General features: G+C 63.5%; 22 protein-coding genes and 1 other RNA gene. 10 read left to right on the top strand and 13 right to left on the bottom strand.

All coding sequences use genetic code 11. From position 1 onward, the window contains the following. The first annotated feature begins 38 nt into the window (after positions 1-38). Entirely contained in the window at positions 39-2,069 is a 2,031-nt protein-coding gene (locus tag ACO055_RS18875) for a tetratricopeptide repeat protein (RefSeq protein WP_422060380.1), read from the top strand. A gap of 366 nt (positions 2,070-2,435) precedes the next feature. Here the strand turns inward: ACO055_RS18875 and ACO055_RS18870 are convergent, their stop codons facing one another. Beyond that, on the bottom strand, positions 2,436-3,323 hold the full coding sequence (locus ACO055_RS18870; protein WP_422062506.1) for a hypothetical protein: 888 nt from the start codon (positions 3,321-3,323) through the stop codon (positions 2,436-2,438). 480 nt (positions 3,324-3,803) lie between these two features. Here ACO055_RS18870 and ACO055_RS18865 point away from each other — a divergent pair, with 480 nt between their 5' ends. Further along, positions 3,804-4,568 (top strand): hypothetical protein, encoded by a 765-nt coding sequence (locus ACO055_RS18865; protein ID WP_422060379.1) that lies wholly within the window; start codon positions 3,804-3,806, stop codon positions 4,566-4,568. 52 nt (positions 4,569-4,620) lie between these two features. Here the strand turns inward: ACO055_RS18865 and ACO055_RS18860 are convergent, their stop codons facing one another. The 5 genes from ACO055_RS18860 to ACO055_RS18840 form a co-directional block, all read right to left on the bottom strand. Further along, positions 4,621-5,784, bottom strand: a complete 1,164-nt coding sequence (locus tag ACO055_RS18860) for a DUF2264 domain-containing protein (RefSeq protein ID WP_422060378.1) — start codon at positions 5,782-5,784, stop codon at positions 4,621-4,623. Then, positions 5,781-7,142: an efflux transporter outer membrane subunit gene (locus tag ACO055_RS18855; RefSeq protein WP_422060377.1), complete on the bottom strand. Its 1,362-nt coding sequence runs from the start codon at positions 7,140-7,142 to the stop codon at positions 5,781-5,783. The genes ACO055_RS18860 and ACO055_RS18855 overlap by 4 nt, the downstream gene beginning before the upstream one ends. After that, positions 7,139-8,293: an HlyD family secretion protein gene (locus tag ACO055_RS18850; protein WP_422060376.1), complete on the bottom strand. Its 1,155-nt coding sequence runs from the start codon at positions 8,291-8,293 to the stop codon at positions 7,139-7,141. The genes ACO055_RS18855 and ACO055_RS18850 overlap by 4 nt, the downstream gene beginning before the upstream one ends. Beyond that, positions 8,290-9,972: an MFS transporter gene (locus ACO055_RS18845; protein WP_422060375.1), complete on the bottom strand. Its 1,683-nt coding sequence runs from the start codon at positions 9,970-9,972 to the stop codon at positions 8,290-8,292. Before ACO055_RS18845 ends, ACO055_RS18850 begins: the two co-directional genes overlap by 4 nt. Positions 9,973-10,119: 147 nt before the next feature. After that, positions 10,120-10,749, bottom strand: coding sequence for a cation transporter (locus tag ACO055_RS18840; RefSeq protein ID WP_422060374.1), 630 nt, complete (start codon positions 10,747-10,749; stop codon positions 10,120-10,122). Positions 10,750-10,853: 104 nt separating this feature from the next. Between ACO055_RS18840 and ACO055_RS18835 the strand changes: the two genes are divergently transcribed. Next, positions 10,854-11,264, top strand: a complete 411-nt coding sequence (locus ACO055_RS18835) for a MerR family transcriptional regulator (RefSeq protein ID WP_422060373.1) — start codon at positions 10,854-10,856, stop codon at positions 11,262-11,264. A gap of 204 nt (positions 11,265-11,468) precedes the next feature. Here ACO055_RS18835 and ssrA read toward each other — a convergent pair. After that, positions 11,469-11,824, bottom strand: a transfer-messenger RNA (tmRNA) gene (gene ssrA / locus ACO055_RS18830). A 37-nt stretch (positions 11,825-11,861) separates the two neighbouring features. Next, positions 11,862-12,317 (bottom strand): large conductance mechanosensitive channel protein MscL, encoded by a 456-nt coding sequence (gene mscL / locus ACO055_RS18825; RefSeq protein WP_422060372.1) that lies wholly within the window; start codon positions 12,315-12,317, stop codon positions 11,862-11,864. Between the two features lie 106 nt (positions 12,318-12,423). On the opposite strand from mscL, the gene ACO055_RS18820 reads away from it, so the two are divergent. The 5 genes from ACO055_RS18820 (at position 12,424) to ACO055_RS18800 (ending at position 15,716) form a co-directional block, all read left to right on the top strand. Then, positions 12,424-13,026 carry a LemA family protein gene (locus tag ACO055_RS18820; RefSeq protein WP_422060371.1) on the top strand — a complete coding sequence of 201 codons (603 nt, stop codon included), beginning with the start codon at positions 12,424-12,426 and terminating at the stop codon, positions 13,024-13,026. Between the two features lies 1 nt (position 13,027). After that, positions 13,028-13,540 (top strand): TPM domain-containing protein, encoded by a 513-nt coding sequence (locus tag ACO055_RS18815; RefSeq protein WP_422060370.1) that lies wholly within the window; start codon positions 13,028-13,030, stop codon positions 13,538-13,540. Further along, the gene (locus tag ACO055_RS18810; RefSeq protein WP_422060369.1) at positions 13,537-14,352 is read left to right on the top strand and encodes a TPM domain-containing protein; all 816 of its coding nucleotides are present in this window, start codon (positions 13,537-13,539) and stop codon (positions 14,350-14,352) included. The genes ACO055_RS18815 and ACO055_RS18810 overlap by 4 nt, the downstream gene beginning before the upstream one ends. 12 nt (positions 14,353-14,364) lie before the next feature. After that, positions 14,365-15,045, top strand: a complete 681-nt coding sequence (locus ACO055_RS18805) for a TPM domain-containing protein (protein ID WP_422060368.1) — start codon at positions 14,365-14,367, stop codon at positions 15,043-15,045. A 107-nt stretch (positions 15,046-15,152) separates the two neighbouring features. Beyond that, on the top strand, positions 15,153-15,716 hold the full coding sequence (locus tag ACO055_RS18800; RefSeq protein ID WP_422060367.1) for an NUDIX hydrolase: 564 nt from the start codon (positions 15,153-15,155) through the stop codon (positions 15,714-15,716). Between the two features lie 6 nt (positions 15,717-15,722). Here ACO055_RS18800 and ACO055_RS18795 read toward each other — a convergent pair whose 3' ends face one another. The 5 genes from ACO055_RS18795 to carA all read right to left on the bottom strand — a co-directional run bounded on the left by ACO055_RS18795 (position 15,723) and on the right by carA (position 21,720). Next, on the bottom strand, positions 15,723-16,358 hold the full coding sequence (locus ACO055_RS18795; protein WP_422060366.1) for a rhomboid family intramembrane serine protease: 636 nt from the start codon (positions 16,356-16,358) through the stop codon (positions 15,723-15,725). 26 nt (positions 16,359-16,384) lie between these two features. After that, entirely contained in the window at positions 16,385-16,861 is a 477-nt protein-coding gene (gene greA / locus ACO055_RS18790) for a transcription elongation factor GreA (protein ID WP_422060365.1), read from the bottom strand. A 96-nt stretch (positions 16,862-16,957) separates the two neighbouring features. Beyond that, entirely contained in the window at positions 16,958-20,278 is a 3,321-nt protein-coding gene (gene carB, locus ACO055_RS18785) for a carbamoyl-phosphate synthase large subunit (protein ID WP_422060364.1), read from the bottom strand. Next, entirely contained in the window at positions 20,278-20,502 is a 225-nt protein-coding gene (locus ACO055_RS18780) for a hypothetical protein (RefSeq protein WP_422060363.1), read from the bottom strand. Before ACO055_RS18780 ends, carB begins: the two co-directional genes overlap by 1 nt. 3 nt (positions 20,503-20,505) lie before the next feature. Further along, positions 20,506-21,720, bottom strand: coding sequence for a glutamine-hydrolyzing carbamoyl-phosphate synthase small subunit (gene carA / locus ACO055_RS18775; RefSeq protein ID WP_422060362.1), 1,215 nt, complete (start codon positions 21,718-21,720; stop codon positions 20,506-20,508). Between the two features lie 131 nt (positions 21,721-21,851). Between carA and ACO055_RS18770 the strand changes: the two genes are divergently transcribed. Both ACO055_RS18770 and dnaG read left to right on the top strand, forming a co-directional pair. Continuing rightward, positions 21,852-22,304, top strand: coding sequence for a GatB/YqeY domain-containing protein (locus ACO055_RS18770; protein WP_422060361.1), 453 nt, complete (start codon positions 21,852-21,854; stop codon positions 22,302-22,304). A 55-nt stretch (positions 22,305-22,359) separates the two neighbouring features. Further along, positions 22,360-24,234, top strand: coding sequence for a DNA primase (gene dnaG / locus ACO055_RS18765; protein ID WP_422060360.1), 1,875 nt, complete (start codon positions 22,360-22,362; stop codon positions 24,232-24,234). Positions 24,235-24,258 lie beyond the last annotated feature (24 nt).

The following is a 24,258-nucleotide window of genomic DNA, read 5'->3' as shown; positions in this document are numbered from 1 at the left end:
GGTAAATTTTATCGGGGAGTTGCGATGGGAGACGCGCCGTGAACGCGACGACTGGGGGCGAGACACAAATCCAGAAGGCAGGCATTTCCGACGAAGAGGCCGAAAGGTTCCGATATAGCGCCTTCATCAGCTATAATCATTTGGACAAGCGCTCGGCGAAATGGCTTCACCACGCGCTTGAAACCTATTCGATTCCGACGTCTCTTCGCGGGCGTCAAACTCGGCTGGGTATTCTCGGTGCAAAGCTGCCACCCGTGTTCATGGATCGCGAAGAGCTTGCCAGCTCAAGCGATCTTGCAGCCTCGGTCGTGGCGGCGCTGGAGCAGTCTGCAACACTGATCGTAATCTGTTCGCCTAACGGCGCACAATCCCGCTGGGTTAATCAGGAAATTCAGGAGTTTCGTCGTCTTGGCGGCGAGGAGCATATCCACTGCGCGATTGTCGGTGGTGAACCGGGCGCTTCATCAAAAAGTGGCATGGATCCGGCGTCTGAAGCGCTGCCCGCTGCCTTGCTCGAGGAAAGCCGCAGCGAGCCGTTAGCCGTAGACCTGCGAGCGGGCGGTGACGGCAAGCAGAACGCCAAGTTAAAGCTGATCGCTGGCATTCTTGGCGTCGGATTCGATGAACTTCGCCGACGCGAAGCAGCGCGACGTCAGCGACGTCTTCTGGCAATTTCAGCAGCGTCTTCGATTGGACTTGTCCTTACCTCTGGGCTGGCGGTCTTTGCCTTCTTGTCGCGGGCCGACGCCATCGAGCAGCGCGACTTGGCACGTCAGAAGACAATGACCGCCGAGCGAACGGTGACCTTCGTCAAGTCACTGTTCGAAGTGGCCGACCCAGCCGAGTCTCGCGGCGAAGAAATTACTGCGCGAGAGATATTGGATCGGGGTGCCGCAAGGCTTGCGACAGAGTTGAAGACGGAACCGGCCGTGAAGGCCGAATTGATGACGACCTTGGCCGAAGTTTATCTAAGCTTAGGCCTGTATAAGGAGGCTGACAGCACGATCCGGCGCTCACTGACTTTGGCTCAAACCGACCCGAATGCAAAAGCTCGCCAATATGCCGTGCTGGCCGCGTCAGACACGCTGCAAGGGCACTATGAACCCGCGATAGCAGGATATTCCAGGGCCCTCGACTTGGTTTCAAACCGGGGCGCCGCTGCTGGAGACCTGATTTCCAAACTGTTGATTGGGCGGGGCGAAGCTTACTCAGCCATGGAAGAATATGAAGAGGCCGAGCAGGATATCCGAAAGGCCGTCGAGTTGGACGTCGAGCGGGTCGGCGCGGATCACCCGGATATCGCCCGCGATCTGGAAGCTTTGGGTCTCAACTACTTTTTTTCCGGCCAGCTGGAAAAGGCGCGGATTGCTTTCGAACGCGCTTTGCGATTGCGCCGCTCCCTGCAAGGGAAAAGTCACCCGAAGGTAGCGCAAAACCTGAACGAGCTTGGCAATATCGCTTATATGCAAGGGGATCGATCATCAGCTGCACGCTATTACAAGGAAGTTATCAAGCATGATGAGGCGGTCCTCGGCCCCAATCATCCGGACGTTGCGGCGACTTTGAACAATCTTGCGCGGGTGCTTCTGGAGCAACGACATTTTGTCGAAGCGCTCCCCAATCTCAGGAGAGCGCTCAGCATCAACTTGAGTCAGAGAGATGTGACGCATGACGATCTCGCCTTCATTTACGCGAATTTGGCTCTGGCTGAGCGAGGCGTCGGGAACCGGAAGCGCTCGGAAGAAGCCTTTCTGACTGCATTAAAGCCCGCTCGCGAACATAAGCATCGGAATCTCGCTCCTGTTTTGACCGACTTGGCAGATCTCTACTGCGCATCGGGTCGCTATCAAGAAGCCCTGCCCCTTCTCGCGGAGGCACGGCCGGTCATGGCTGCGGACTACCCCGACGATGCTTGGCGCACCGCCTGGGTGGACAATGTGAAAGGACGGTGCCTGCTGGGGATGGGAAAGACGACCGAAGGAACTCGGCTGCAGAAATCAAGTTTACCAGCCCTCCAGAAGAAATGGGGCCCGGACACCTATTATGGACGCGAGGCTGTGAGTATTTAACCCCAGCGCACTCAATCACTTTCGGGCGCGGCCTCCCCATTTCCAAAAAATCGTCGAGGTCTGCCTTTCCAAGTGCGGTTCTGAAAACAGACTGACCGAGATCGGCGATAGGTGGAAAGCTTGCCAACTAGCTCATGGCGCATCGTCCAAACTGTTGTTTCGCAATCGGCCGACCAGATGGTCGTTCGCCTATTCGATCAAAACTGGCCAACTGACTCGGCAGGCGCTTGGAAAACCGTCACGTTTACGAGAAGCGGTGGGTTCTTGGGGGTGATGACCTCAAATGGCAAGAAAGTCCCGGTCTCGGGCTGGGTGATCCAGCGCTCGTGTAGCCGCCGCCGTGCTTATCAGCGCAAGAAAGATGGTCTAATTGGCGATCAACTGATCGCAGTTCAGAGCGCTCTCGAAATAGATTGTCGGCGGAACGTCGAGATGATCGGGGTCGGTTGTTTCGAACGACCGCCCGTCTGCGGACGGCATGACCCGCAATCTTGAAGCGAAGCGCTGGCCCTCGCCCTCCATCTCAAGAGTGACCAGATAGTCGGAACCATCCTGGGTCACCGACTGGACGCGCCCGATGGCTTCGTAGAATTGAATCTTGTCGGGAGTGACAACGATTTCCAGGTCTGAGCCGACCCCGTTGCAGCTCTCCTTCGTCGACCAGCGACCCGTCAGAAAATCAGGAAGCTTGCCTTGCGATTGAACATTCGACGGGGGCTGCGCGGGAAGAGCGGGCGGCGGCTGTGTGTTCGAATCCGAATGGACAGAAGGCGTGTCGGTCGGACGATCTCTGTCCTCAGACGCGCCGCCGCCGCCAGCAAAATTTGTTGCCTGATAAATCATCAGCAGCACCAGAACGCCGAGGCCGACCAGCGCGAGCAATACCCGACGTGCGAGGATCGAACCGTCGATATCCTGTTGCTGGCCTTTCACACCGAGGATCACTGTGGCGACATGGAGTACCGTAGGCACCAGCGGAATCCAGTTGAGACCTGGCATCAAGTCAAACAGCGCCGCTATGCCAGGAAGAACCGGTAGCCAGTTTTTGCCGATCGCACCCCCGCGGATCCAGCTGATCGCGATCAATAGATACAGGAAGATCAAATGAAGCCAGAACTGCGGAAGCGCTCCCGCCCCTGCCGCTACCCCCACGCTATTCAGTAACGCCGAGTTCGAGCCAAAATACGGCAACACGTAGGTTGGAACCATCAATAGCGCGTAAGCCAGGAAAAAGGTGATCGGATTGACCAGCATCGCGCCCGGCAACGCAAGGGCCGTCGATGCGGTGGATGCCTGCCGGACGTGGACAGGGGCAGGGGCAGGGGCAGGGGCAGCCGACGGAATACCCGTTGGCGCGGACGCTACGCCTTCCTCAGTCGAGGCGAGCTCGGCTCCACAATTCTGACAGAAGCGATTTGTGGCTGGCACTGCCGCGCCACACTGGCCGCAATATCTGGTCAATTCACATCCCCATCCGCGAAATTCGTTCCCTGCCCTTCGATCTGGCAAATTCTACGCCTCAATGCACGTCTCGAATGTGCTCGCGCGAACGTCGCACACATTTGCCACGCAGAGCAGACCTATCAGCGCCCAGCACCGCCATCGCCGGTTTGTGGCTATTCGGAGCATGTTCCGTTCATCGGACGCCACCCGCCCTTGTCAAAGACCACGCGCCCCATTATCCCAGCGATCGTAGCCCCGGGCACATTGACCAGCGGACGCCGCCACCAAAGATTGCTTCAGCTGAGCCCTGTTCCAGCCACTCCCTACGTCGAACAGCTCAGCATCGGGGCGGGGCGCCGTGCGCTTGCCATTGCCCTGGCCGTTCTGATCCCGGCGCTCCTGCTGCTCCTGCTGCTTTCATTTGGTTTCGAGAAGGAGTCCGACCGCAAGGAGGCACGCGTCAGTGTGGTGAGCCTTGCGGCCACCGAGATTGCGGCGGAATCGCCCGAGCCGAGTAGCCCGGAGCAAAAGAAGACCGAGCAGCAGCCCACGCCGCCACAGCCCGCGACCGAAGAGCCGCTGCCTCCGCAAGCCGCCGAACCCAAAGCCGCGCCCCCCATAGCAATGCCGGTGCCAAAGCTGCCCTCGCCTGCCGCGCCGCCGACCGCAATTCGTCCGCCGGGTGGGGCGGTCTATGGACCGCCCAACACAGGCGGCTCACCCGCATCCCGAGATACGGAGCGCGTGGGAACGGCTCCGAACGGCGAGCCGCTCTATGCGGCAGCCTGGTATCGCGAGCCGAGAGATGACGAGCTGCGCGGTTATTTGTCGACCGCCAGCGGGCCCGGCTGGGGTCTGATCGCTTGCCGCACGGTGCCGGATTTTCGTGTCGAGGATTGCGTCGGGCTCGACGAATATCCGAACGGGTCACAGATCAATCGCGCCGTGCTGGCCGCCGCGTGGCAGTTCAGGGTGCGGCCTCCGCGACTTGGCGGACGGCCCATGGTCGGCACCTGGGTCCGTATCAGGATCGATTACGGCGCGACGCGGCGTTAGAGCAAGCCGGGTTTCAAAGACGCGAGACGCGCGCTGCATCAAACGCGCGCTGCTATTCGCCGATCGCGTGGTCCGGCACCGCGTCGTGGCCGCCATAGACTGTATCGCCGGTCGTCGGGACCCGATCGGCGGCCCAGAAAGCATCGCCGGGGGCGAGCCCCAGCGGCAGGAACGCCAGCGTGCAAAGATAGAGGCTGCCAGTCGAGATATAATCTTCCGCCAGCCCCGGTTGATGCCCGCAACAGCCGATCGTCAGCCAGCCGTCGGCGTCGAACGTTCCCGGCGCCGACAGGCTGCGGGATATCGCGCGCGCCATCGCTTCGCGAACCCTTGCGACCTCCGGTTGTCGCGGCTGCAATCGCAGGACTGCAAGTTGGGCGAGCAGGTGCAGATTGCCGCAGCGATAGGACAGTGAGCGTCCGATTGCCGGCATCGCGCCATCCGCGCCGATCATCCGTTCGATCTGCGCAGCATGGCGCTGCGCACGGACGACCTGCTTGCGCGTGAACTCCGCCCACTCGGTATCGCGCGGGAAGACGCGCAAGATATCGAGCAGAAAGGGATGGATGACGAAGCTGTTGTAATAATCGAAATGAAAGAGCGGCCCGTCGGCATACCAGCCATCGCCGACATACCATGCGTCAAACTGGCGGATGGCACGGTCGATCCGCGACCGGTCGAAATCGAGACCGATGACGGCAAACAGGCTTTCGATCATCGCCGCGAAAAGCAGCCAGTTGTTCACCGGCGGTGCAATGGTCCGCGCCGCGGCAAGTTCGCGAAGGATATTGCCGCGCACCGGCCCGGGCAAGTCATTCCACAGGATTGTCGGCGCGCGAAGGATGGCTTGCGCAAGAAAGGCCGTATCGACGAGCGGCTGCATTCCGGTGCCGAAGTTCAGATGGTCGGGCGACGCGGGATCGGCGATCGACGCGACCAGCGCCTGCGCCTGGACGCGCGCTTCGCTTTGCAGGCGCGCCTCGTCGCCCTCGAGCCCGCCGAGTTCAAGCCACGGCGCGATCCCCGCAAGCGTGCGGCTGCACGCTTCGAGATGCGCAAAGAGCCGCCGCCCCTCCCCGCCCGTGGGCGCTTCGACCGGCATCGCGGCCTTGAGCGTCCCCGCCGCGCCGTGCCGCAGAACCGGGTCGGAAATCGTCCGCAGCATCGACAGCCAGTCGCCGCGCGTCCACGGCGCGAGGGGCGGTGCCCCGGTCATGCTCCGTCGATGCCCCCGCCGAGCGCCTGATAGAGCGCGACATAGGCTGTCAGCCGGTCTGCGCGCAGCTGGATCAGCGAAAGATCGACCGACAGCAACGCCCGCTGCGCGTCAATCTGCTCGATATAGGGCGAATAGCCGGCGCGATAGCGGTTGGTCGCGTGGCGTAACGCGTCGGCAACCGCCGTCCGCTGCGCCACAAGCGCTTGCTCCTGAAACCCCAGCCGGTCGATGAGCGCCAGCTGGTCCTCGACCTCGCGAAACGCGGTGAGCACCGTCTTGCGATAGGCGAACGCCGCCTGGTCGCGCTGCGCGGTCGCGGCGTCGAACTGGCCTTCCAGCCGCCCGCCGGAAAAAATCGGCGCGAGAATGCTGCCGCCGACCGACCAGATGCTGATCGGGTCGCCGATCAGCGTCGAGAAAGCGGCGCCAGCCGATGCCGTCAGGCGGATCTGCGGCAGAAACTGAGCGCGCGCGGCGCGCAAATTCGCGTCGGTCGCCGCCACCGAATATTCGGCCTGTGCAATATCGGGGCGGCGGCGAAGGAGTTCGGACGGAATGACGGCGGGCACGGCGGGTGTCGCAAGCGCATCAAAGCTTGCACCCCGCGCAATCGCGTGCGGCGTGTCGCCGACGAGCAGCGACAGCGCATTTTCCTGCCGCGCGATCGCCGCTTCGATCGCGGGAATCTGCTGCTCGGCGGCACGATATTCGGCTTCGGACTGCCGCAGTTCAAGCTGCGAGGTATAGCCCGCCTCGGCGCGGTCACGCGCGATACGCAGCGCCTCGCCGCGCTGGGCCAGCGTCTCCCTGAGCACGGCGAGCCGATCATCGAGCGCCAGCAGGGAGATATATCCGCTCGCCGCGGCTGCGCTGACCGACAGCGTCGCCGCTTCATGCGCCGCCGCAAACGCCGCGGCGCTCGCGCGCGCCGCATCGCGCCGCGCCGCATTCGCGCCGAACAGGTCGACTTCATAGGCTGCCTGAAACGTCGGCTGTCCCGACGTGCTTTCGCTCGGCTGGCCGAAAGCGTTAACCGTTCGCGCCTCCGAACCCGGTACGCTCGCCGACAGGCTGGGCAGCAGCAGCGACCGCGCGACGCGTTCCTGCGCGCGCGCTTCGGCAACGCGGGCCGCGGCAATCGCAAGGTCGCTGTTGTTCGCTCGCGCCTGTTCGACGAGCGCCGACAATTGCGGATCACCGAACCGCGCCCACCATAGGCGTTCGATCGCGCCGTCGGCAGGGACCTCCGTCCGCCAGTCGGCTGGCGGCGCGACGATGCTCGCTTCGGGCCGCGCCGTCATCGCAGGCGCGCAGCCCGCGACAAGCAGCGGCAGCAAAAGCCCGGCGCGTTTCACCGGCCGCTATCCGTGTCGACGGTCGCGATCACCGACATGCCCGGCCCCAGCTTCTTTGCGAGCGCCTGCCCCGGATCGATGCGGATGCGCACCGCGATCCGCTGCGGCACCTTCACGAAATTGCCCGATCCGGTGTCGGGCTTGATGACACTGAACTCGCTCCCCGCCGCGGGGGCGACGCTTTCGACCGTGCCGTTCAACTCGGCATCTCCGAGCGCGTCGATGCGCATCCGCGCCTTTTGGCCCGTGCGGATATTTGCGGTCTGTGCTTCCTTGAAATTGGCGACGACCCAATGCGTTTCGGGCACCAGATACATCAGTTGCGTGCCTGGGTTCACGAGCTGGCCGACGCGCACGGCCACTTCGCTGAGATTGCCTGAGCGCGGCGCGCGGATCACTGTGCGCCCAAGGTCGATGTCGGCGAGGCCGCGCGCCGCCTTGGCATTTTCCACTCCCGCTTCAAGCCCGCCGCGTCCGACAGTGACCGAGCGGACTTGTTCGAGCGCGATCTGTCGCTGAGCCTGCGCCTGACGCACCGCGGCTTCGGCCTGGCGGAGCGCCGCGAGCGTCTGATCGCGCTCGCGCAGCGACACCGATCCGGCGTCGACCAGTTCGCTCACGCGCCGCATGTCGGCCTGCGCGCGTTGAAGCTGCGCGCTCGCATTCGTGATGGCGGCATCCTGCAACCGCACCTGCGCCTCGGCCGAGCGTCTGCTTTGCTCGCTATTGTCGAGACTCGCCGCTTGCGCCGCGATGTTCGCCGCGCCTTGCGCAACGCGCTGACGATAGATGCTGTCGTCGATCCGCACCAGGATTTGCCCCGCCGCGACATGCTCGAAATCCTGCACCAGCACCTGCGTCACATAACCGCCGACCTGCGGCGCGATGATCGTCGTCTGGCCGCGGACATAGGCATTATCGGTGGTCTGGCTGTCGGAGCGGAACGGCGGCAGGCCCCAGGCATAGAGGATCGCGAGCGCTCCGATCAGGATGATCCCGGCGAACAGGATGATCTGCGAACGCGAGCGATCGGGCCGCCAACCGGGCTCCGCCGAAGCCGCGGGCTCCGCCGGCGGTGGCGCGGGTACGGGAGCGGGCGGCGCGGCAGGCGCAGATTTCGGTGTCGCCGGCTTGTTTTCGGTGTCGCTCATTGTCGTTGCGCCAACATTTTCTGGAGGTTGGAGAGATCAGCAGCCAGCGGGCTGTAACCGCGCCGATGGTCGTTGAGCCAGCGTGCGAAGATGATCAGGAAACCCAGCGCCGACAAGGTGCCGATGACGAAAAATACGTCATTATAGGCGAGCACCGCCGCCTGCCGCGCCGTTTCGCGAACGACATCGCCGCCAGCGACCGCGGCTCGCAACGCGGGATCGGTGAGCGTGCCGGTCCGGCCCGACGCCAGCGCGCCGAGGATCTGCACCAACCCCGGGTCGTCAGTCGGCAGGCTGAGGCCGAGCGTCATCAGATGCTCTTTGACGCGGATCGTGAAAAAGGCCGACAGCGCGGCGGTGCCCGCCAGACCGCCCACCGTCTGCGACAGATTGAAGAGCGCCAGAAAGCTGACGACATAAGACGGCCCTCGCGTCAGCGCGCGCAAGAACCCTTCCATCAGCATCGGCCCGATGAAATAGACGGCGGCAAAGGCGATCGCCGCCTGCGTCAGATACAGGTTGATCGGGCGCGTCATCAGCCCCGAATGCGTGTCGGCAAAGGCGGCAATCGCGATGATCGCCAGCGAGATCAGCGTCGACATTCGCAGATCCATGGGATTGAGCCGCACCAGCGGCAGAAAAACCCCCAGAAACGCGGCAAACGCCGTGATCGCATAAAATGTCACGAGCTGGTCGTTGACCAGCCCCAAGGTGGTGAGCAGGCCGGTCGCGCCGAAATTCTGCTCGGACAGGACAACACGAACCAGCGCGCCGCTTAGCGCCAGCTTGATCAAGTCGCTGCTCGCCATCCAGCGCGTCTCCAGCATTGGGTGAAGACGGTTATGTTCGACCAGGAACGACGCACCGATCAACACGACCGACAAGGCCAACACGCCCCCAAGCCAGGGCGTCGGCCACCACAGGATGCGGCCCTGGACGAAAAAGACGCACAGCAACCCGACCCCGACCGCGAGCAGCGGAAAGCTGATCATGTCGAACCGGTTGAACGCACGGACCTTGATCCCTTGCGGCAGCGGCAAAATATTGACCAGTCCGACGGCAACGAGCGACAGTCCGAACTGGAATGCGAACAGGCTTCCGATATCGCCGTCGTAAACCAGCATGGGCGATATCGCGCGCGCCAGCGGCAGCCCGACCTGTACCATGCCGATGCCCAATATCAGCGCCAGCATTCTTTTGGGGCCGGGAAGGCTCTGGAACATATAGAATATGGCCAGCGTCGCGAGCCCGCTCGCCGCGATGCCCGCCAGGCCGCGCGAAATCAGTTCGACATGATATCCCGCATCGAACAATTGCACGAAATTGGCGACCAACAGCGCGATCATGGTGACGCGGACAAAACGCTGGATGCCGAAATGCTGCCGCGCCTTGAACAGCAAGATGCTCATACACGCGTTGGTCACGTTATATGCCACGGTGATCCAGCCCGAATCGACGGGGGTCAGGTCCATATGGCCTTGCAGGACCGTCAGATTTGCCAGCAACAATCCGTTCTGCAACCCGCTGACTAGCCCCAGAAAAAGGCCGATCGCAAAATAGGCCTGACGGCGGCGGAGGGGATGGTCGGGAGTCGCCGGCGAACCGGGAATGAGCGGCTGCTCATGGGGTTTCAGCACATATTCGCCCGGCGCGGCGGAAGGCTGCGCGGGCTCCGTCATCGGGCGGACGCATATCGACCGGGGCGCCCGGCGGGGCCGCCCGTGCCGATGATCTGTAAGGTAAATTTTACCGCCATCGTGCGGCGCACAATATGCCGGGCGGCGGCATTGGCATAGTGGCGAAAATCAGGCTGTCGCTCGTCGCCGTCAGGTGGCGTCGTTAACGACCGCCAGTTCGCTGCGTGCGTGGCGGAACACGTCCAGACTGCCCCAGATCGCGAGGCCCGCCATGATCGCCGCGACGAGCAGGTCCGGCCAGCCCTGTCCCGTGCCGAATACGCCCACCGCAGCAGCCAGCACCGCCAGATTGCCGATTGCATCGTTGCGCGAGCATATCCACACCGACCGCATATTCGCGTCACCGGTGCGATAGCGATAGAGCATCAGTGCGACCGCGACATTCGACACGAGTGCGAGCGCGCCTATCAGCCCCATCGTCTCGGCATGCGGCGCTGCCCCGACGATGAAACCCCAGACCGCCCACGCAAAGACCCAAAGCCCGAAAGCCAGCATCGTCGCGGCCTTCAGCAGCGCGGCGCGAGCGCGCCAAGCGAGCGCCATTCCCGCAACGCCCAGACTGATCGCATAATTGGCGGCATCGCCCAGGAAATCGAGGGCATCGGCCTGCAGCGCACGCGAATCCGCGGCAACGCCTGCGACGATCTCGACCCCGAACATCGCAGCATTGATGACCAGCGCGATCCACAGCACGCGCCGCCAGCGCGGATCGTTGAGCGCGGTCTTGCCGCTTTTGCCTGCACAGCATTGATCGGCCATCGCCGAAACCTCCTTGTTTGTCCGGCCGGTTCCCGTGGGGAAACCTCCTTGGATCTTCGAGTCGGCCTCCTATATGCAGTCTGTAGCAACTACAGGGTCAAGCGATGAAAATTGGCGAGCTGTCGCGTGCCACGGGCACCAACATCGAAACGATCCGCTATTATGAGCGGATCGGGCTGCTTCCGGCGCCCGCGCGCACCGACGCAAACTACCGCAGCTATGGTACCGAGCATCGATCGCGGCTCAGCTTCGTGCGCCATTCGCGCGACCTCGGCTTTACGATCGACGAAGTCCGCTCGCTGCTCGATCTGTCGGATCACCCCGACCGCGACTGCGGCGAAGCCGATCGCATCGCCACCAGCCATCTCGCCCAGGTCGAGGAGAAGATTGCGCAACTGTCGGTCTTGCGCGACGAACTCGCCCGCATCATCGGCCGCTGCCGCGGCGGCCTGGCGGGCGATTGCCGGGTGATCGAGGCGCTCGGCGACCACGGGCAATGTGAGAACCCGCACTGAAGCGGTCGCGCGATCAAAGGACGACGAACTGGCGCCGTTCGGCCTGACACCCAAGACTGCCCTGCCGAGCAGGCCGTCCTGGGACCTGAAATTCCATCGAGATGCCCGACGACGGACAGAGGCGCAGGCCCCTCCGCTCATATCTACGCGCCGTCGATGCAGGAAGGTGGGACGATTCTGTTGCCCGGCTCGTCCCCAGCCGCTGGTATCCGATTCTGTTGCCCGGTTCGGTCCGAACCGCGTTCTATTTGTCTAACCTTAGGCCGTGAGGCTTATCGGTTAGGCAGCAAGAGCGAGTGCTTCGTTATCGTTAGCACCTATTGGTTTTGAGCCTTGAACGGGTTACTCAGCCCGGGCAAAAATATCGTCTTTGAACACACGTCGATCCTGGTTCGGCCCCGTCAGAAACCCGCTTGCCCCATGGGGTGCGCGGGTTTGTGGTGGAGCCGCCGGGTACTGCCCCCGGGTCCGCTGTGTCTATTCCACGACACCATTTATCACCATAGCCGGCCGAAACCGGCACCCCCTATATAGGAAGCCCGCCCGCGCTTGGAAAGAGCGCGGGCGGGCCATTCGTCCCGTTATGGATTGAAGCGCCTATTTTTTGCGCAACTCGTCGCGGATTTCGGTGAGCAGGTCGACCTGCGTCGGGCCCGCGTCGGGCATGGCGATGATCTTGCTCGCCTGACGCACGAGCAGGAAGACGACAAAGGCGAGCAGCACGAAATTGATGATCGCGGTCACGAAGCTGCCGAGCGCCAGCACATTGGCGCCCGCCGCCTTTGCAGCCGCGAGCGGCATCCCTTCGGTCACCTTCTCTCCGCCGGCGAGGATGAGATATTTGTTCGTAAAATCGACCCCGCCGCCGGTGAGCCAACCGATGAAGGGCATCAATACATCGTCGGTCAGCGACGATACGATTTTGCCGAATGCGCCGCCGATAATGACGCCGACCGCAAGGCCCATCACATTACCCTGATTCAGGAACGCCTTGAAATCCTTGAACATGCCGCAACCCCTTCTGAACGCGCTGTCGAGGGTTCCAGACTGCATGACGCGACTATCTGCGTCAATCACTGCGGGGCGGGCATTGCGGCGAAGAGAGCGTCTTACTATATTAAGGCAGTTGGCGCGGCACAGTGTCGCGCGGAGGGAGTCTTTGACCATGACCTTGCGTTCCGCCCGCTGGCTGATTGTGCCCGTTGCCGCGATGTCGCTGTCCGCCTGCGGCATCAACAGCGTTCCCACCAAGGAAGAGGCTGCAAAGGCCAAATGGGCCAATGTCGAGGCCGCTTACCAACGGCGCGCCGACCTGATTCCAAACCTTGTCGAAACGGCGAAAGGCGCCGCGAAGATCGAACAGTCGACGCTCGAAGGCGTCATCCAGGCGCGCGCCTCGGCGACTCAGGTCAAACTCAGCACCGACGATCTGGAAGACCCCGCAAAGGTTCAGGCGTTCCAGCAGGCGCAGGGCAATGTGTCGAGCGCGCTCGGCCGCCTGCTCGTCACCGTCGAACAATATCCCGACCTCAAGAGCCAGGCGCGCTTTGCCGATCTGATGACTCAGCTCGAGGGCACCGAAAACCGCATCAACGTCTCGGTTCAGGATTATAATTCTGCGGTGCAGGACTATAACACGACGATCCGCACCTTCCTCGACATCATCGGCGCCAAGATCGTCCATGGTGCCAAGCCCATGACGCCGTATCGCGCGGTGTCGCCGAACGCCAACCAGGCGCCAAAGGTCGATTTCGGTCAATAAAATGCGCCGCGCCGCTCTTGCCGTTCCGCTCGCGATCCTGCTGGTCGCGGGCGGGTGCAAGGCGGCTGCGGAACCGGAATCCGCGATTTGCGTCGGCGTCTCCCAAATGACTCTTCAAGGGCGTGTGACGGACAAGGCGAATATTCTGAGCGCAGACGACGAACGGCGATTATCGGAACGCCTCGGGGCTTATGAACAGCGCACGACACATCAAATGGCGGTTGTCACGACGAGCGCGTTGAATGGTGCAGCGCCGATGGAATTTGCGACCTGCCTCGGAAGGCGATGGGGCATCGGTGATAGCAGGCGCGACGATGGCATCCTCGTTCTTGTTGCGCCGAACGACCGCCAGGCAGGCGTCGCCGTCGGCGAGGGTTTGGAAAAGGCGCTAACCGATGTGGAAGCCAAAACCGTGATCAAGCGAATGACTCCGAGTTTCCAGAAAGGCGATTATGCAGGTGGCCTGTCGACCGGCATCGACGCCATCGCCGCGCAGACGGGAGATCCAAGATGAGGTTGCTTTTGCTCGGCTGGGCGCTCGGCCTGTCGCTGCTGGCGGTTCCCGCGACCGCGCAGACTTTTCCCAAGCTGACCGGCCGCGTCGTCGACCAGGCGGACATCATTCCGCCGGCCGAGGAAGCCAATCTCAACATCCAGCTCGAACAAATTGAAAAGACGAGCGGTCACCAGTTCGTCGTCGCGACGGTGAACAGCCTCGAAGGCAATGACATCGCCGACTATGGATACAAGCTTGGCCGCGCGTGGGGGATCGGGGACGAGGCAAAGGACGACGGCGTCGTCTTTCTGGTCGCCCCGAACGAGCGACGGATGAACATCTCGGTCGGCCTCGGCCTGGAACCTGTGCTCACCGACGCGCTGTCGGGCCGAATTATCCGCGACGTCGTTACCCCGAAGTTCAAGGCGGGCGACATGCCCGGCGGCATCCAGGACGGCGTCAACTCGATCGCGCAGCAAATCCAGCTGCCGCCCGAAGAGGCCGCCGCGCGCGCCGCGGCCGCCGACAAGGCGGAACGCGACCGCGCCGACGATGGCGATATCGGCGGGTTGATCTTCATCGGTTTCATCGTCTTTTTCTTCTTCATCCTGCCGATGCTTTCGGCCTTTGGACGCCGCGGCAAGAAGCATCGGCGCAACCGCCCGTGGGGCGGCGCGCCGATCATCATCTGGGGCGACGACGACTGGGGCGGCGGGAGCGGCGGCGGATCGTCATGGGGCGGCGGCGGCGGATCGAGCTGGGGCGGTGGCGGAGGCTTTTCGGGCGGCGGCGGCAGCTTCGGCGGCGGCGGCGCCTCGGGCGGCTGGTAGGGAGTGCGGAGCATGAAAGTCAGCCACGTCAGCGACGCCGACCATGATGTCGTCACCGCGGCCGTCGCCGCGGCCGAGGAGCGGACAAGCGGCGAGATCGTCACCGTCATTGCGGCGCAGTCGAACGATTATGACGATGTCGCGCTCGTCTGGGCGAGTGTCATCGCTTTCCTCGCCATGTCGGTCATCGCGCTCTTTCCCGAATTTTATCGCGGACTGTACGACAGCATAACTGGCGGATGGGGCCACGAGCTGACGGCCAATCAATGGCTTGGCACGGTGATCGCGATCGGCGTGCTCAAATGGATCGGCGTGTGGCTGATCCTGCTGTGGCGGCCGCTGCGCCTGTGGCTGACGCCGCGCGCTATCCTGGCAGGCCGCGTCCGCGCCCGCGCGATCGAGTTGTTCAAGGTCGGAACCGAGGCGAAGACCCTCGGCCGGACCGGGGTGCTCCTTTATGTCAGCCTACGCGAGCATCGCGCCGATATCGTCGCCGACGAAGCGATTGCCGCGAAAGTGGCGCCCGAAGTCTGGGGCGACGCCATGGCGTCGCTGATCGAACTGGTCCGCAAGGGCAAGCCCGGCGAAGGGATGGCCGAGGCGGTGCGCCAGATGGGCGTCGTGCTTGCCGAGCATTTCCCGCGTGGCAGCGAAAATCCGAACGAACTGCCCGACCGGCTGATCGAGCTTTAGACGCCTTCGTCGTTGCGAGCAGCAACCGCGCGTGGCAATCCCGAGCGAGCGGGCGCCGCTGTGGACTGCTTCGCTTCGCTTCGCTCGCCATCACGACAGGAAACCCGATGCCCCGCCCCTCCCCCGACGCCCCCATCGAAACGCGTTGGGAGGGCAGCTTCATCACCGTCAAACAGCAGGGAAGCTGGGAATATGTCTCGCGCTCGCGCGGCATGCATGCGGCCGTGATACTGGCCATCGACGACGCGGCCGACGGGCGCCACGTCATTCTGGTCGAGCAATATCGCGTGCCGTTGAAGGTCCGGTGCCTCGAACTGCCGGCGGGTCTTGTTGGCGACCATGAGGCGGGCGAAGCCTCCGAGGTGGCGGCGCAGCGCGAACTCGAGGAAGAAACCGGCTATCGCGCCGCAAACTGGCGAACGGTCGGCGAATTCTACAGCTCGCCCGGAATGGTCAGCGAAAGCTTCACGCTGCTCGTCGCGACCGGGCTGACGAAGGTCGGCACCGGCGGCGGCGTCGATAGCGAAGAGATCATCGTCCACCGCGTGCCGCTGACCGCGATCGAGGACTTTATCGCTGCAAAACGCGCCGATGGCTGCGGCGTCGATGTGCGCGTCGCGATGCTGCTCGCGGGCGGGTTGCTAGCCCTGGGCGATGCTAAAGCCGAATAAGCGACGCTAACGCGCGCCGAAACGCCAGCGCAGCAAGGGCCGCGCCAGAACCAGCCCGGCGAGGAAACCGCCGACATGGGCCCAAATCGCAACCGCACCGAATCCGCCGCCGCCCGCAAAGCCGAGCAGCAACTGAAGCCCGATCCACGCCGCGGCGAGCCAGAGAGCGCGCACCCAATGCGCGGGAATCGGTCCGATCGCCGACGTCTTGGTGCGGCTGAAGATCAGCGCGAACACGGCGAGCAGCGCCGAAATCGCGCCGCTGGCGCCGATCATCGGGACGGTCGACTGCGGACCGGCCGCCCATTGCGCAATTGCGCCGGCATAGGCGCCCGCGACCAGGAGGATCGCCATCGCCCTGCCGCCAAGCGGCGCCTCGAGCTGGCGACCGATATATAGCAGCATGACCATGTTGAAAATCAGGTGCAGCCAGCCGCCATGCAGAAAGGCGGACGTCAGCGGGGTCAGAAAAAACGGCACCATCGTGCCCGGCGGCGCGACGACATCGATCCCGAACCGCGCGGGGATGAAACCCGCGCCGATCATCGCATTCGCCTGAAACCCCGTAATCGTGAGCAGGACGAAAATCACCACACAGGCCAGCGCAAAGCCCGTGATGACCGGCGCGTCCTGCGGCTTCATTGCCCGATCCCGTTTGCGTGGCTCATTCAGAGGAATTCGATCTTGGTCACCACATAATATTTGTCGCCCGCAGGCACGGTGACTTCGATCTCGTCGTCGATGCGGCGACCGATCAGCGCGCGACCGAGCGGCGAATTATAGCTGATGCGGCCATCCTTGGCGTCTGCCTCGGCCTGGCCGACGATCTGGTAACGCACCGGCTTGTCGTCCTCGTCGGCGAGCGTGACGGTCGCGCCAAAGACGATGCGGTCGCCCGAGAGGGTGGTCGGGTCGATGATCTGCGCGCGCGACAGGCGGTCTTCCAGATCGCCGATCGACGCTTCGACCTGGCCCTGACGCTCCTTCGCGGCGTGATATTCGGCATTTTCCGAAAGGTCGCCATGCGCACGGGCTTCCTCGATCGCATCGACGATCAAGGGTCGTTCGGCCTTGAGAGCGGAGAGCTGTGTGCTCAGCTTCTCATAGCCTTCCTGCAGCATCGGTACCTTTTCAACGCTTGCCATTATCCTGTTGTCCTTCGTCAATAATCCACCACCAGCGAAACTTCGCCGGGGCGGCTCAGCCGCTTTTCCGTAATGTCGGGGAGGTGGAGCGGTCCCTCAATAATAGTCTTGAAGCGGCTTCACTTCAAGACTGTGCGCGCGCAGTGCCCCGATCGCGTGCGTTGCCGCGTCGCTTCCGGCCGCGGTCGTATAATAGGCGATGTCCGCGGCGAGCGCAGAGGCACGGATCGATTGCGAATCCTGCAGGCTCTGCCACCCTTCGGTCGTGTTGAAGATCAGCTGGACATCGCCGTCCTTGATCCGGTCGACGATATGCGGGCGCCCTTCGGCGACCTTGTTGACGCGCTCGACCTCGATGCCCTGTTCGGCCAGGTAATCGGCGGTTCCGCCGGTCGCGACGATCTTCCACCCCCAGGCGCGAAGCTGCTTCACCGAGTCGATGATGCGCGGCTTGTCGCTGTTCTTCACCGATACGAACAAACGCCCGTCGGTCGGCAGGCGGTCGCCCGCACCGAGCTGCGCTTTTGCGAACGCCAGGTTGAAATTGCGATCGATTCCCATGACTTCGCCGGTGGACTTCATCTCGGGCGACAGCACCGGATCGGTGCCGGGAAAGCGCGCAAAGGGGAACACCGCTTCCTTCACCGCGACATGATCGATGTCGCGGTTGATCTTCGGAAGATCGGCCAGCTTCTCGCCCGCCATCACCCGCGCGGCGATCTTGGCGATGGGCGAACCCACCGCTTTCGCGACGAAGGGTACCGTGCGGCTGGCGCGGGGATTGACCTCGATCAGATAGACGACGCCTTCCTGGACCGCGAACTGGATGTTCATCAGGCCGCGGACATTCAGCGCGCGCGCCAGCAGATCGGTCTGGCGCTCGATCTCGGCGATAACGGCGGCGGGCAGGCTGTACGGCGGGATCGAACAGGCGCTGTCGCCCGAATGGACGCCGGCTTCCTCGATGTGCTGAAGCACGCCTGCGACGACGACATCGCTCCCGTCGCACAAGGCATCGACATCGACTTCGATCGCGTCGCGCAGATAACGGTCGATCAGCACCGGCGAGTCGCCCGACACCTGCACCGCGGTCTCGATATAATTTTCAAGCTGCGCCTGATCGTCGACGATCTCCATCGCGCGTCCGCCGAGCACATAGCTGGGGCGCGTCAGCACCGGGTAACCGATGCGCGCCGCGACCGCGACGGCTTCCTCGCGGCTACGCGCGATGCCATTGTCGGGCTGCTTCAGGCCGAGTTTGTTGACCAATGCCGCAAAGCGCTCGCGGTCTTCGGCAAGGTCGATCGCGTCGGGCGACGTACCCAGGATCGGAATGCCCGCGTCGGACAGCGCCTGCGCCAGCTTCAGCGGCGTCTGGCCGCCGAACTGGACGATCACGCCGACCAGCGTGCCATTCTGCTGTTCGACGTGCAGGATCTCCAACACATCCTCGGCGGTCAGCGGCTCGAAATACAGGCGGTCCGACGTGTCGTAATCGGTGCTCACCGTCTCGGGGTTGCAGTTGATCATGATCGTCTCATACCCCGCCTCCTCGAGTGCGAAGCACGCGTGGCAGCAGCAATAGTCGAACTCGATCCCCTGCCCGATCCGGTTCGGCCCGCCGCCCAGGATGACGATCTTCTTGCGATCGGTCGGCGCGGCCTCGCACTCGGGAGCCCCGAAGGTCGGCGCTTCATAGGTCGAATAAAGATAGGGCGTTTGCGCCTGGAATTCGGCGGCGCAGGTGTCGATCATCTTGAACACCGGGCGCACGCCCAGCCGGTGGCGCAGCGCGCGCACTTCGGCCTCGGTGACGCCGCCGGTCATCGCCTTCACCGCATCGTGGATCAGCCCGCTGCCGCGCGCATTGGCGCGGCGCGTCCCCGGCTGAAGGTTCGCCGACTGGAGCGCGAGATAGGCAAGGCGCTTGTCCGAAAAACCCATCGCCTTCAGTCGCCGCAAGCCTTCGGCATCGCGCGGCAGGCCGTTGGTGCAGACTTCCTGTTCGGCGGCAACAATCTCGGCAATGCGTTCGAGGAACCACATATCGTACCCGGCGATGCGGTTGATTTCCGACAGGGGCAGCCCCTCGCGCATCGCTTGCGCGGCGTTGAGCAGACGGTCGGGGGTCGCCCGTGCCAGTTCGCTGCGCAGTTGATCGTGGCTCGCTCCGACCAGCCGGTCGACGAAGTTGAAGCCGCTCAGCCCCGTCTCCAGCCCGCGCAGCGCCTTTTGCAGCGATTCGTGGATCGTTCGCCCGATCGCCATCACTTCGCCGACCGACTTCATCGCGGTCGACAGAACCGCTTCGGCACCCTTGAACTTCTCGAAGGCGAAGCGCGGAATCTTGGTGACGACATAGTCGATCGTCGGCTCAAACGAGGCCGGGGTGACCCCGGTGATGTCATTCATGATCTCGTCGAGCGTATATCCGACCGCCAGCTTCGCCGCGACCTTGGCGATCGGGAAACCCGTCGCCTTCGACGCGAGCGCCGACGAGCGCGACACGCGCGGGTTCATCTCGATCACGATCAGACGGCCGTCCTTCGGATTGACCGCGAACTGCACGTTCGAACCGCCTGTTTCGACGCCGATTTCACGCAGCACCGCGATGCTCGCGTTGCGCATGATCTGATATTCCTTGTCGGTCAGCGTCAGCGCTGGCGCGACGGTGATGCTGTCGCCGGTGTGGACGCCCATCGGATCGACATTCTCGATCGAACAGATGATGATGCAATTGTCCTTCCGGTCACGCACCACCTCCATCTCATATTCTTTCCAGCCGAGGAGCGATTCCTCGATCAGGACTTCGGTCGTCGGCGAGGCGATCAGGCCGCCGCGAACGATATGCTCGAACTCCTCGCGGTTATACGCGATGCCGCCGCCGGTGCCGCCCATGGTAAAGCTGGGACGGATGATCGACGGCAGACCGGTGCGTTCGAGCACCGCGAAGGCGTCGTCGAGGGTGTGTGCAATGCCCGATCGAGCACTTTCCAGCCCGATCTTGTCCATCGCGTCGCGGAACTTGATCCGGTCCTCGGCCTTGTCGATCGCCTCGGCATCGGCGCCGATCATCTCGACGCCATATTTCTCCAGCGTCCCGTCGTTGAACAACGCCAGCGCGGTGTTGAGCGCGGTCTGCCCGCCCATCGTCGGAAGCACCGCGTCGGGGCGCTCCTTCGCGATGATCTTTGCAACGATCTCGGGCGTGATCGGCTCGACATAAGTGGCGTCGGCGAGGTCGGGATCGGTCATGATCGTGGCGGGGTTGGAGTTGACGAGGACGATGCGATAGCCCTCCTCCTTCAACGCCTTGATCGCCTGCGTCCCAGAATAGTCGAACTCGCACGCCTGACCGATAACGATCGGGCCGGCGCCGATGACGAGGATGGATTGGATGTCGGTTCTTTTGGGCATTAAAAGTGCTTACTTCCAATTTCGACCAGCTTTTCAAAAGCGGCCTTATCCAGACGGATGGTTTGTGAGAGTTTGCCCGGCTTTTCGCGCGTCGGTCGACCGTATGTATCAATCTGAATCAGACGTTCTCGACCGCAATCGACAAGGCGGACGATGGCTTCAACATCCTCATACGAGCGCGCATCGTCGAGCGGCACAACGGTAAACTTCCGGACAGTTGCCATTGCTTATGCTCTCTCCAACCCACCCACGAACTTCTCGAACAGATAGAAGCTGTCCTGCGGTCCCGGGCTCGCCTCGGGGTGGTACTGGACCGAAAACGCATTTTTGCCCGTGATCGCGATGCCGCAGTTCGATCCGTCGAACAGGCTCTTGTGCGTCTCGACCACGCCGCCCGGCAGTGTCGATGCGTCGACCGCGAAGCCGTGATTCATGCTGGTGATTTCGACCACGCCGTCCGCGAAATCGCCGCCGACGCGCTGCACCGGGTGGTTCGCACCGCGGTGGCCCTGATGCATCTTCACCGTTTTCGCGCCCGCCGCGATGCCGAGCAACTGGTGGCCGAGGCAGATGCCGAAGATCGGGACGTTGCGTTCGAGAAGCCCCTTGATCACCGGCACGGCATATTCTCCCGTCGCCGCCGGATCGCCGGGGCCGTTCGACAGGAACACGCCCGCGGGGCGCAGCGCCACGATCTCTTCGAGACTGGTCTTCGCGGGTACGACGGTGACGCGCGCGCCCGCCTTGACCAGGTTGCGGAAGATATTGTCCTTCGCGCCATAATCGACCGCGACGACATGCGGCGCAGGATCGCCCGCGCGCTTGTGGTCCGATGCCTCATAGCCAGAGCCGAGGTGCCAGACGCCCGCATCCCAGCTGCCCTGGCGTTCGCGCGTCACGGTCTTGGCAAGGTCCATGCCCTCCAGCCCCGGCCAGCCCTGCGCCAGCATCAACAGCCGGTCGAGGTCGAACTTGCCGTCGGCGCTGTGCGCGACGACGCCCGTCGGCGCGCCGCCGTCGCGGATGCGGCGGGTCAGCGCGCGGGTGTCGATGCCGGCCAGCCCGATCAGGCCTTGCGCGGCCATCCATTCGGGCAAGGTCTGGACGCTGCGAAAATTGCTGGGCAGCGTCGGCAGCTCGCGTGTCACGCAGCCGATCGCGGCGCGCTTTTCGCGCTCCATATCCTCGGGGTTCGCGCCGACATTGCCGATGTGCGGAAAGGTGAAGGTGATGATCTGCCCGGCATAGCTCGGGTCGGTCAGGATTTCCTGATAGCCGGTCATCGCGGTGTTGAAACAAATCTCGCCCACTCCCGCGCCGCTCGCGCCATAACCCACGCCCCACAGGATCGTGCCGTCGGCAAGGACGAGGACGCCGTTCGCGCCAGCAGGCTGGCTTTTCGACGCGGATTTAGGCGCGACTGGGGGGTTGGCTGGTGCCATTCAACATGCTCCGGACGGGGGGCTAAACGGCCGACCAAGTAGGCAGCAAAAAAGTGATTCACAAGCTATCGGATTTGGAAACTTGCCGCTAGAGAGGGCCTTTCCGAAATTTGCAGCGCATGGGGACACGCATGATTCGTGACGACATCAAGGCTGCGCAGGTCGTCGCGATGAAGAGCGGCGACAAGGCGCGGCTTGGCACCATCCGGCTGATGCTGGCCAAGATCAAGGACAAGGACATCGAACTGCGCACCGGTACCGCGCCGGCCGACGACGATGTGCTGGTCACCGACGTGCTGCAAAAGATGGTGAAGCAGCGCCGCGAGTCGATCACGATGTTCGAACAGGGCGGCCGCCAGGAACTCGCCGATATCGAGGCCGGCGAAGTCGCCGTGATCGAAGATTTCCTGCCCGCCCAGCTCTCCGACGACGACGCAATGGCGGCGATCAAGGCGATCGTGACCGAAGTCGGCGCCGAAAGCCTGAAGGATATGGGCAAGGTGATGGCCGCGGTGAAAGACCGGCTCGGCAGCCAGCTCGATATGAGCAAGGCAAGCGGGTGGGTTAAGGCGGCGCTCTCCTGAAAAAGGCCCTCCCCGCCTGCTTGCGGGCGGATGCTGGCAGAGGCATATCTAGAATATGACCCTCACCCCGCAATGGCTGGACGAACTGCGCGCGCGGATCACGCTGTCGACGCTCATCGGACGGACGGTGAAGGTCACGCGTGCCGGCCGCGAGTATAAGGCTTGCTGCCCCTTCCATAACGAAAAGACCCCCAGCTTCACGATCAACGACGAAAAGGGATTCTACCACTGCTTCGGGTGCAGCGCCCACGGCGATGCGATCCGCTGGATGACCGACCAGCGCGGACTGTCGTTCATGGACGCGGTCAAGGAACTCGCCGCCGAAGCGGGAATGGAGGTTCCCGCCGCCGACCCGCGCGCCGCGAAAAAGGCCGAGGAACAAGCGAGCCTGCGCGACGTCGTCCAGGGCGCGGCCGACTGGTTCACGCAGCAACTCGACAGCAGCAATGGCGCGCCCGCACGCGACTATCTGACCAAGCGCGGCATTTCGGACGCCACGCGCCGCGCCTTCGGCTTCGGACTCGCGCCCGACAGCCGCAGCGCGCTGAAAGAGGCGCTCAAGAAATTCCCCACCGCGATGCTCGTTGAATCGGGCATGCTCATCGCCGTCGAAGACAAGGACCCCTACGACCGCTTTCGCGGCCGCCTGATGATCCCGATCCGCGATGCGCGCGGACGCGTCATCGCATTCGGCGGGCGCATCCTGGGCGACGGTGAGCCCAAATATCTGAACTCGCCCGACACGCCATTGTTCGACAAGGGCCGCACGCTCTACAATCTCGACAAGGCTTCGCCCGCATCGCGCCAGACGAACCGGATCATTGTGGTCGAGGGTTATATGGACGTCATCGCGCTCGCCGAGGCGGGCATCGCCGACGCCGTCGCGCCGCTCGGCACCGCGCTGACCGAGAATCAGCTCGGCATGATCTGGCGGATGGTCGCTGTGCCAGTGCTCTGCTTCGACGGCGACAGCGCGGGGCAGAAGGCGGCGATGCGCGCCGCGCTGCGCGCGCTCCCGCTGCTCCGCCCCGGTTTCAGCCTGGCCTTTGCGACGCTTCCCGCAGGGCAGGACCCCGACGACATCGTCCGCGCGCGCGGTGCCGACGGCTTTGGCGCCCTGCTCGACGAAGCGCAGCCGCTCGTCGAACGCCTCTGGGCGCATGAAGTCGCCGCAGGTCCGCTCGCCACGCCGGAAGAGCGCGCAGCGCTCAAGACCCGCCTCCTCGCTCACGCCGACGCAATCCAGGACCCCGACGTCCGCCACCATTATCGCGAGGCCTTTCGCGAACGCCTCGACCTGCTCTTCGCGCGCAAGCAGCCCGAACGCAGCCAGCGCGTCCCGTGGGCACCGCAGTCGCAGCGCGGCGGCCGCCGCTTCCAGCCCGACCCGCGATTGCAGCCCCCCGACGACGAAACGCGCGCACTCAGCCAGACGGGTATTGCGGGGTCGCTCGCCGCAGCCCTGCTCGGCGGGCTCCTGCGGTATCCCGCGGCGATCCGGCGCAATGAAGATGCGCTTTTTCGCCTTGCAATCCCCGATTCCGGCGACGCCGACCTGCTCGGTGCAATGCTTGACATCGCAAATGCCCAAGAAGGGCTTGATTGCGAGGGGTTGCTTGCCATATTGGAGCCAATGAAAGTGTATAATAGGGCGATGACATTGCTCAGAGCCGACGGAATGCACTTCTCATTCAATCGAAGGCTGGAAGGCGAAGAGGTTGATGCGGCACGGGAAACTGCGCTTCGCGACCTGGACGAATATATCGGCGTGCTGGTCACCCAGCCCGAGATTCGCGCGCGGCTTGCAGAAGCCACCGCGGATTTTCAGCGCACGATGGACGACGAAGGCCTGGCGCGTCAGCAAAAGCTGCGCGCGATGGATGAGGAACTGACCCGCCGCCTGGCCGCGCTGTCCGACAGCAGCCAGTGACGACCATTTTGATGCCCCTAGGCA

Source organism: Sphingopyxis sp., from assembly GCF_965227415.1.
In the GTDB taxonomy this organism is placed as follows: Bacteria; Pseudomonadota; Alphaproteobacteria; order Sphingomonadales; family Sphingomonadaceae; genus Sphingopyxis.
This window is presented reverse-complemented; position numbering and strand designations above follow the sequence as displayed.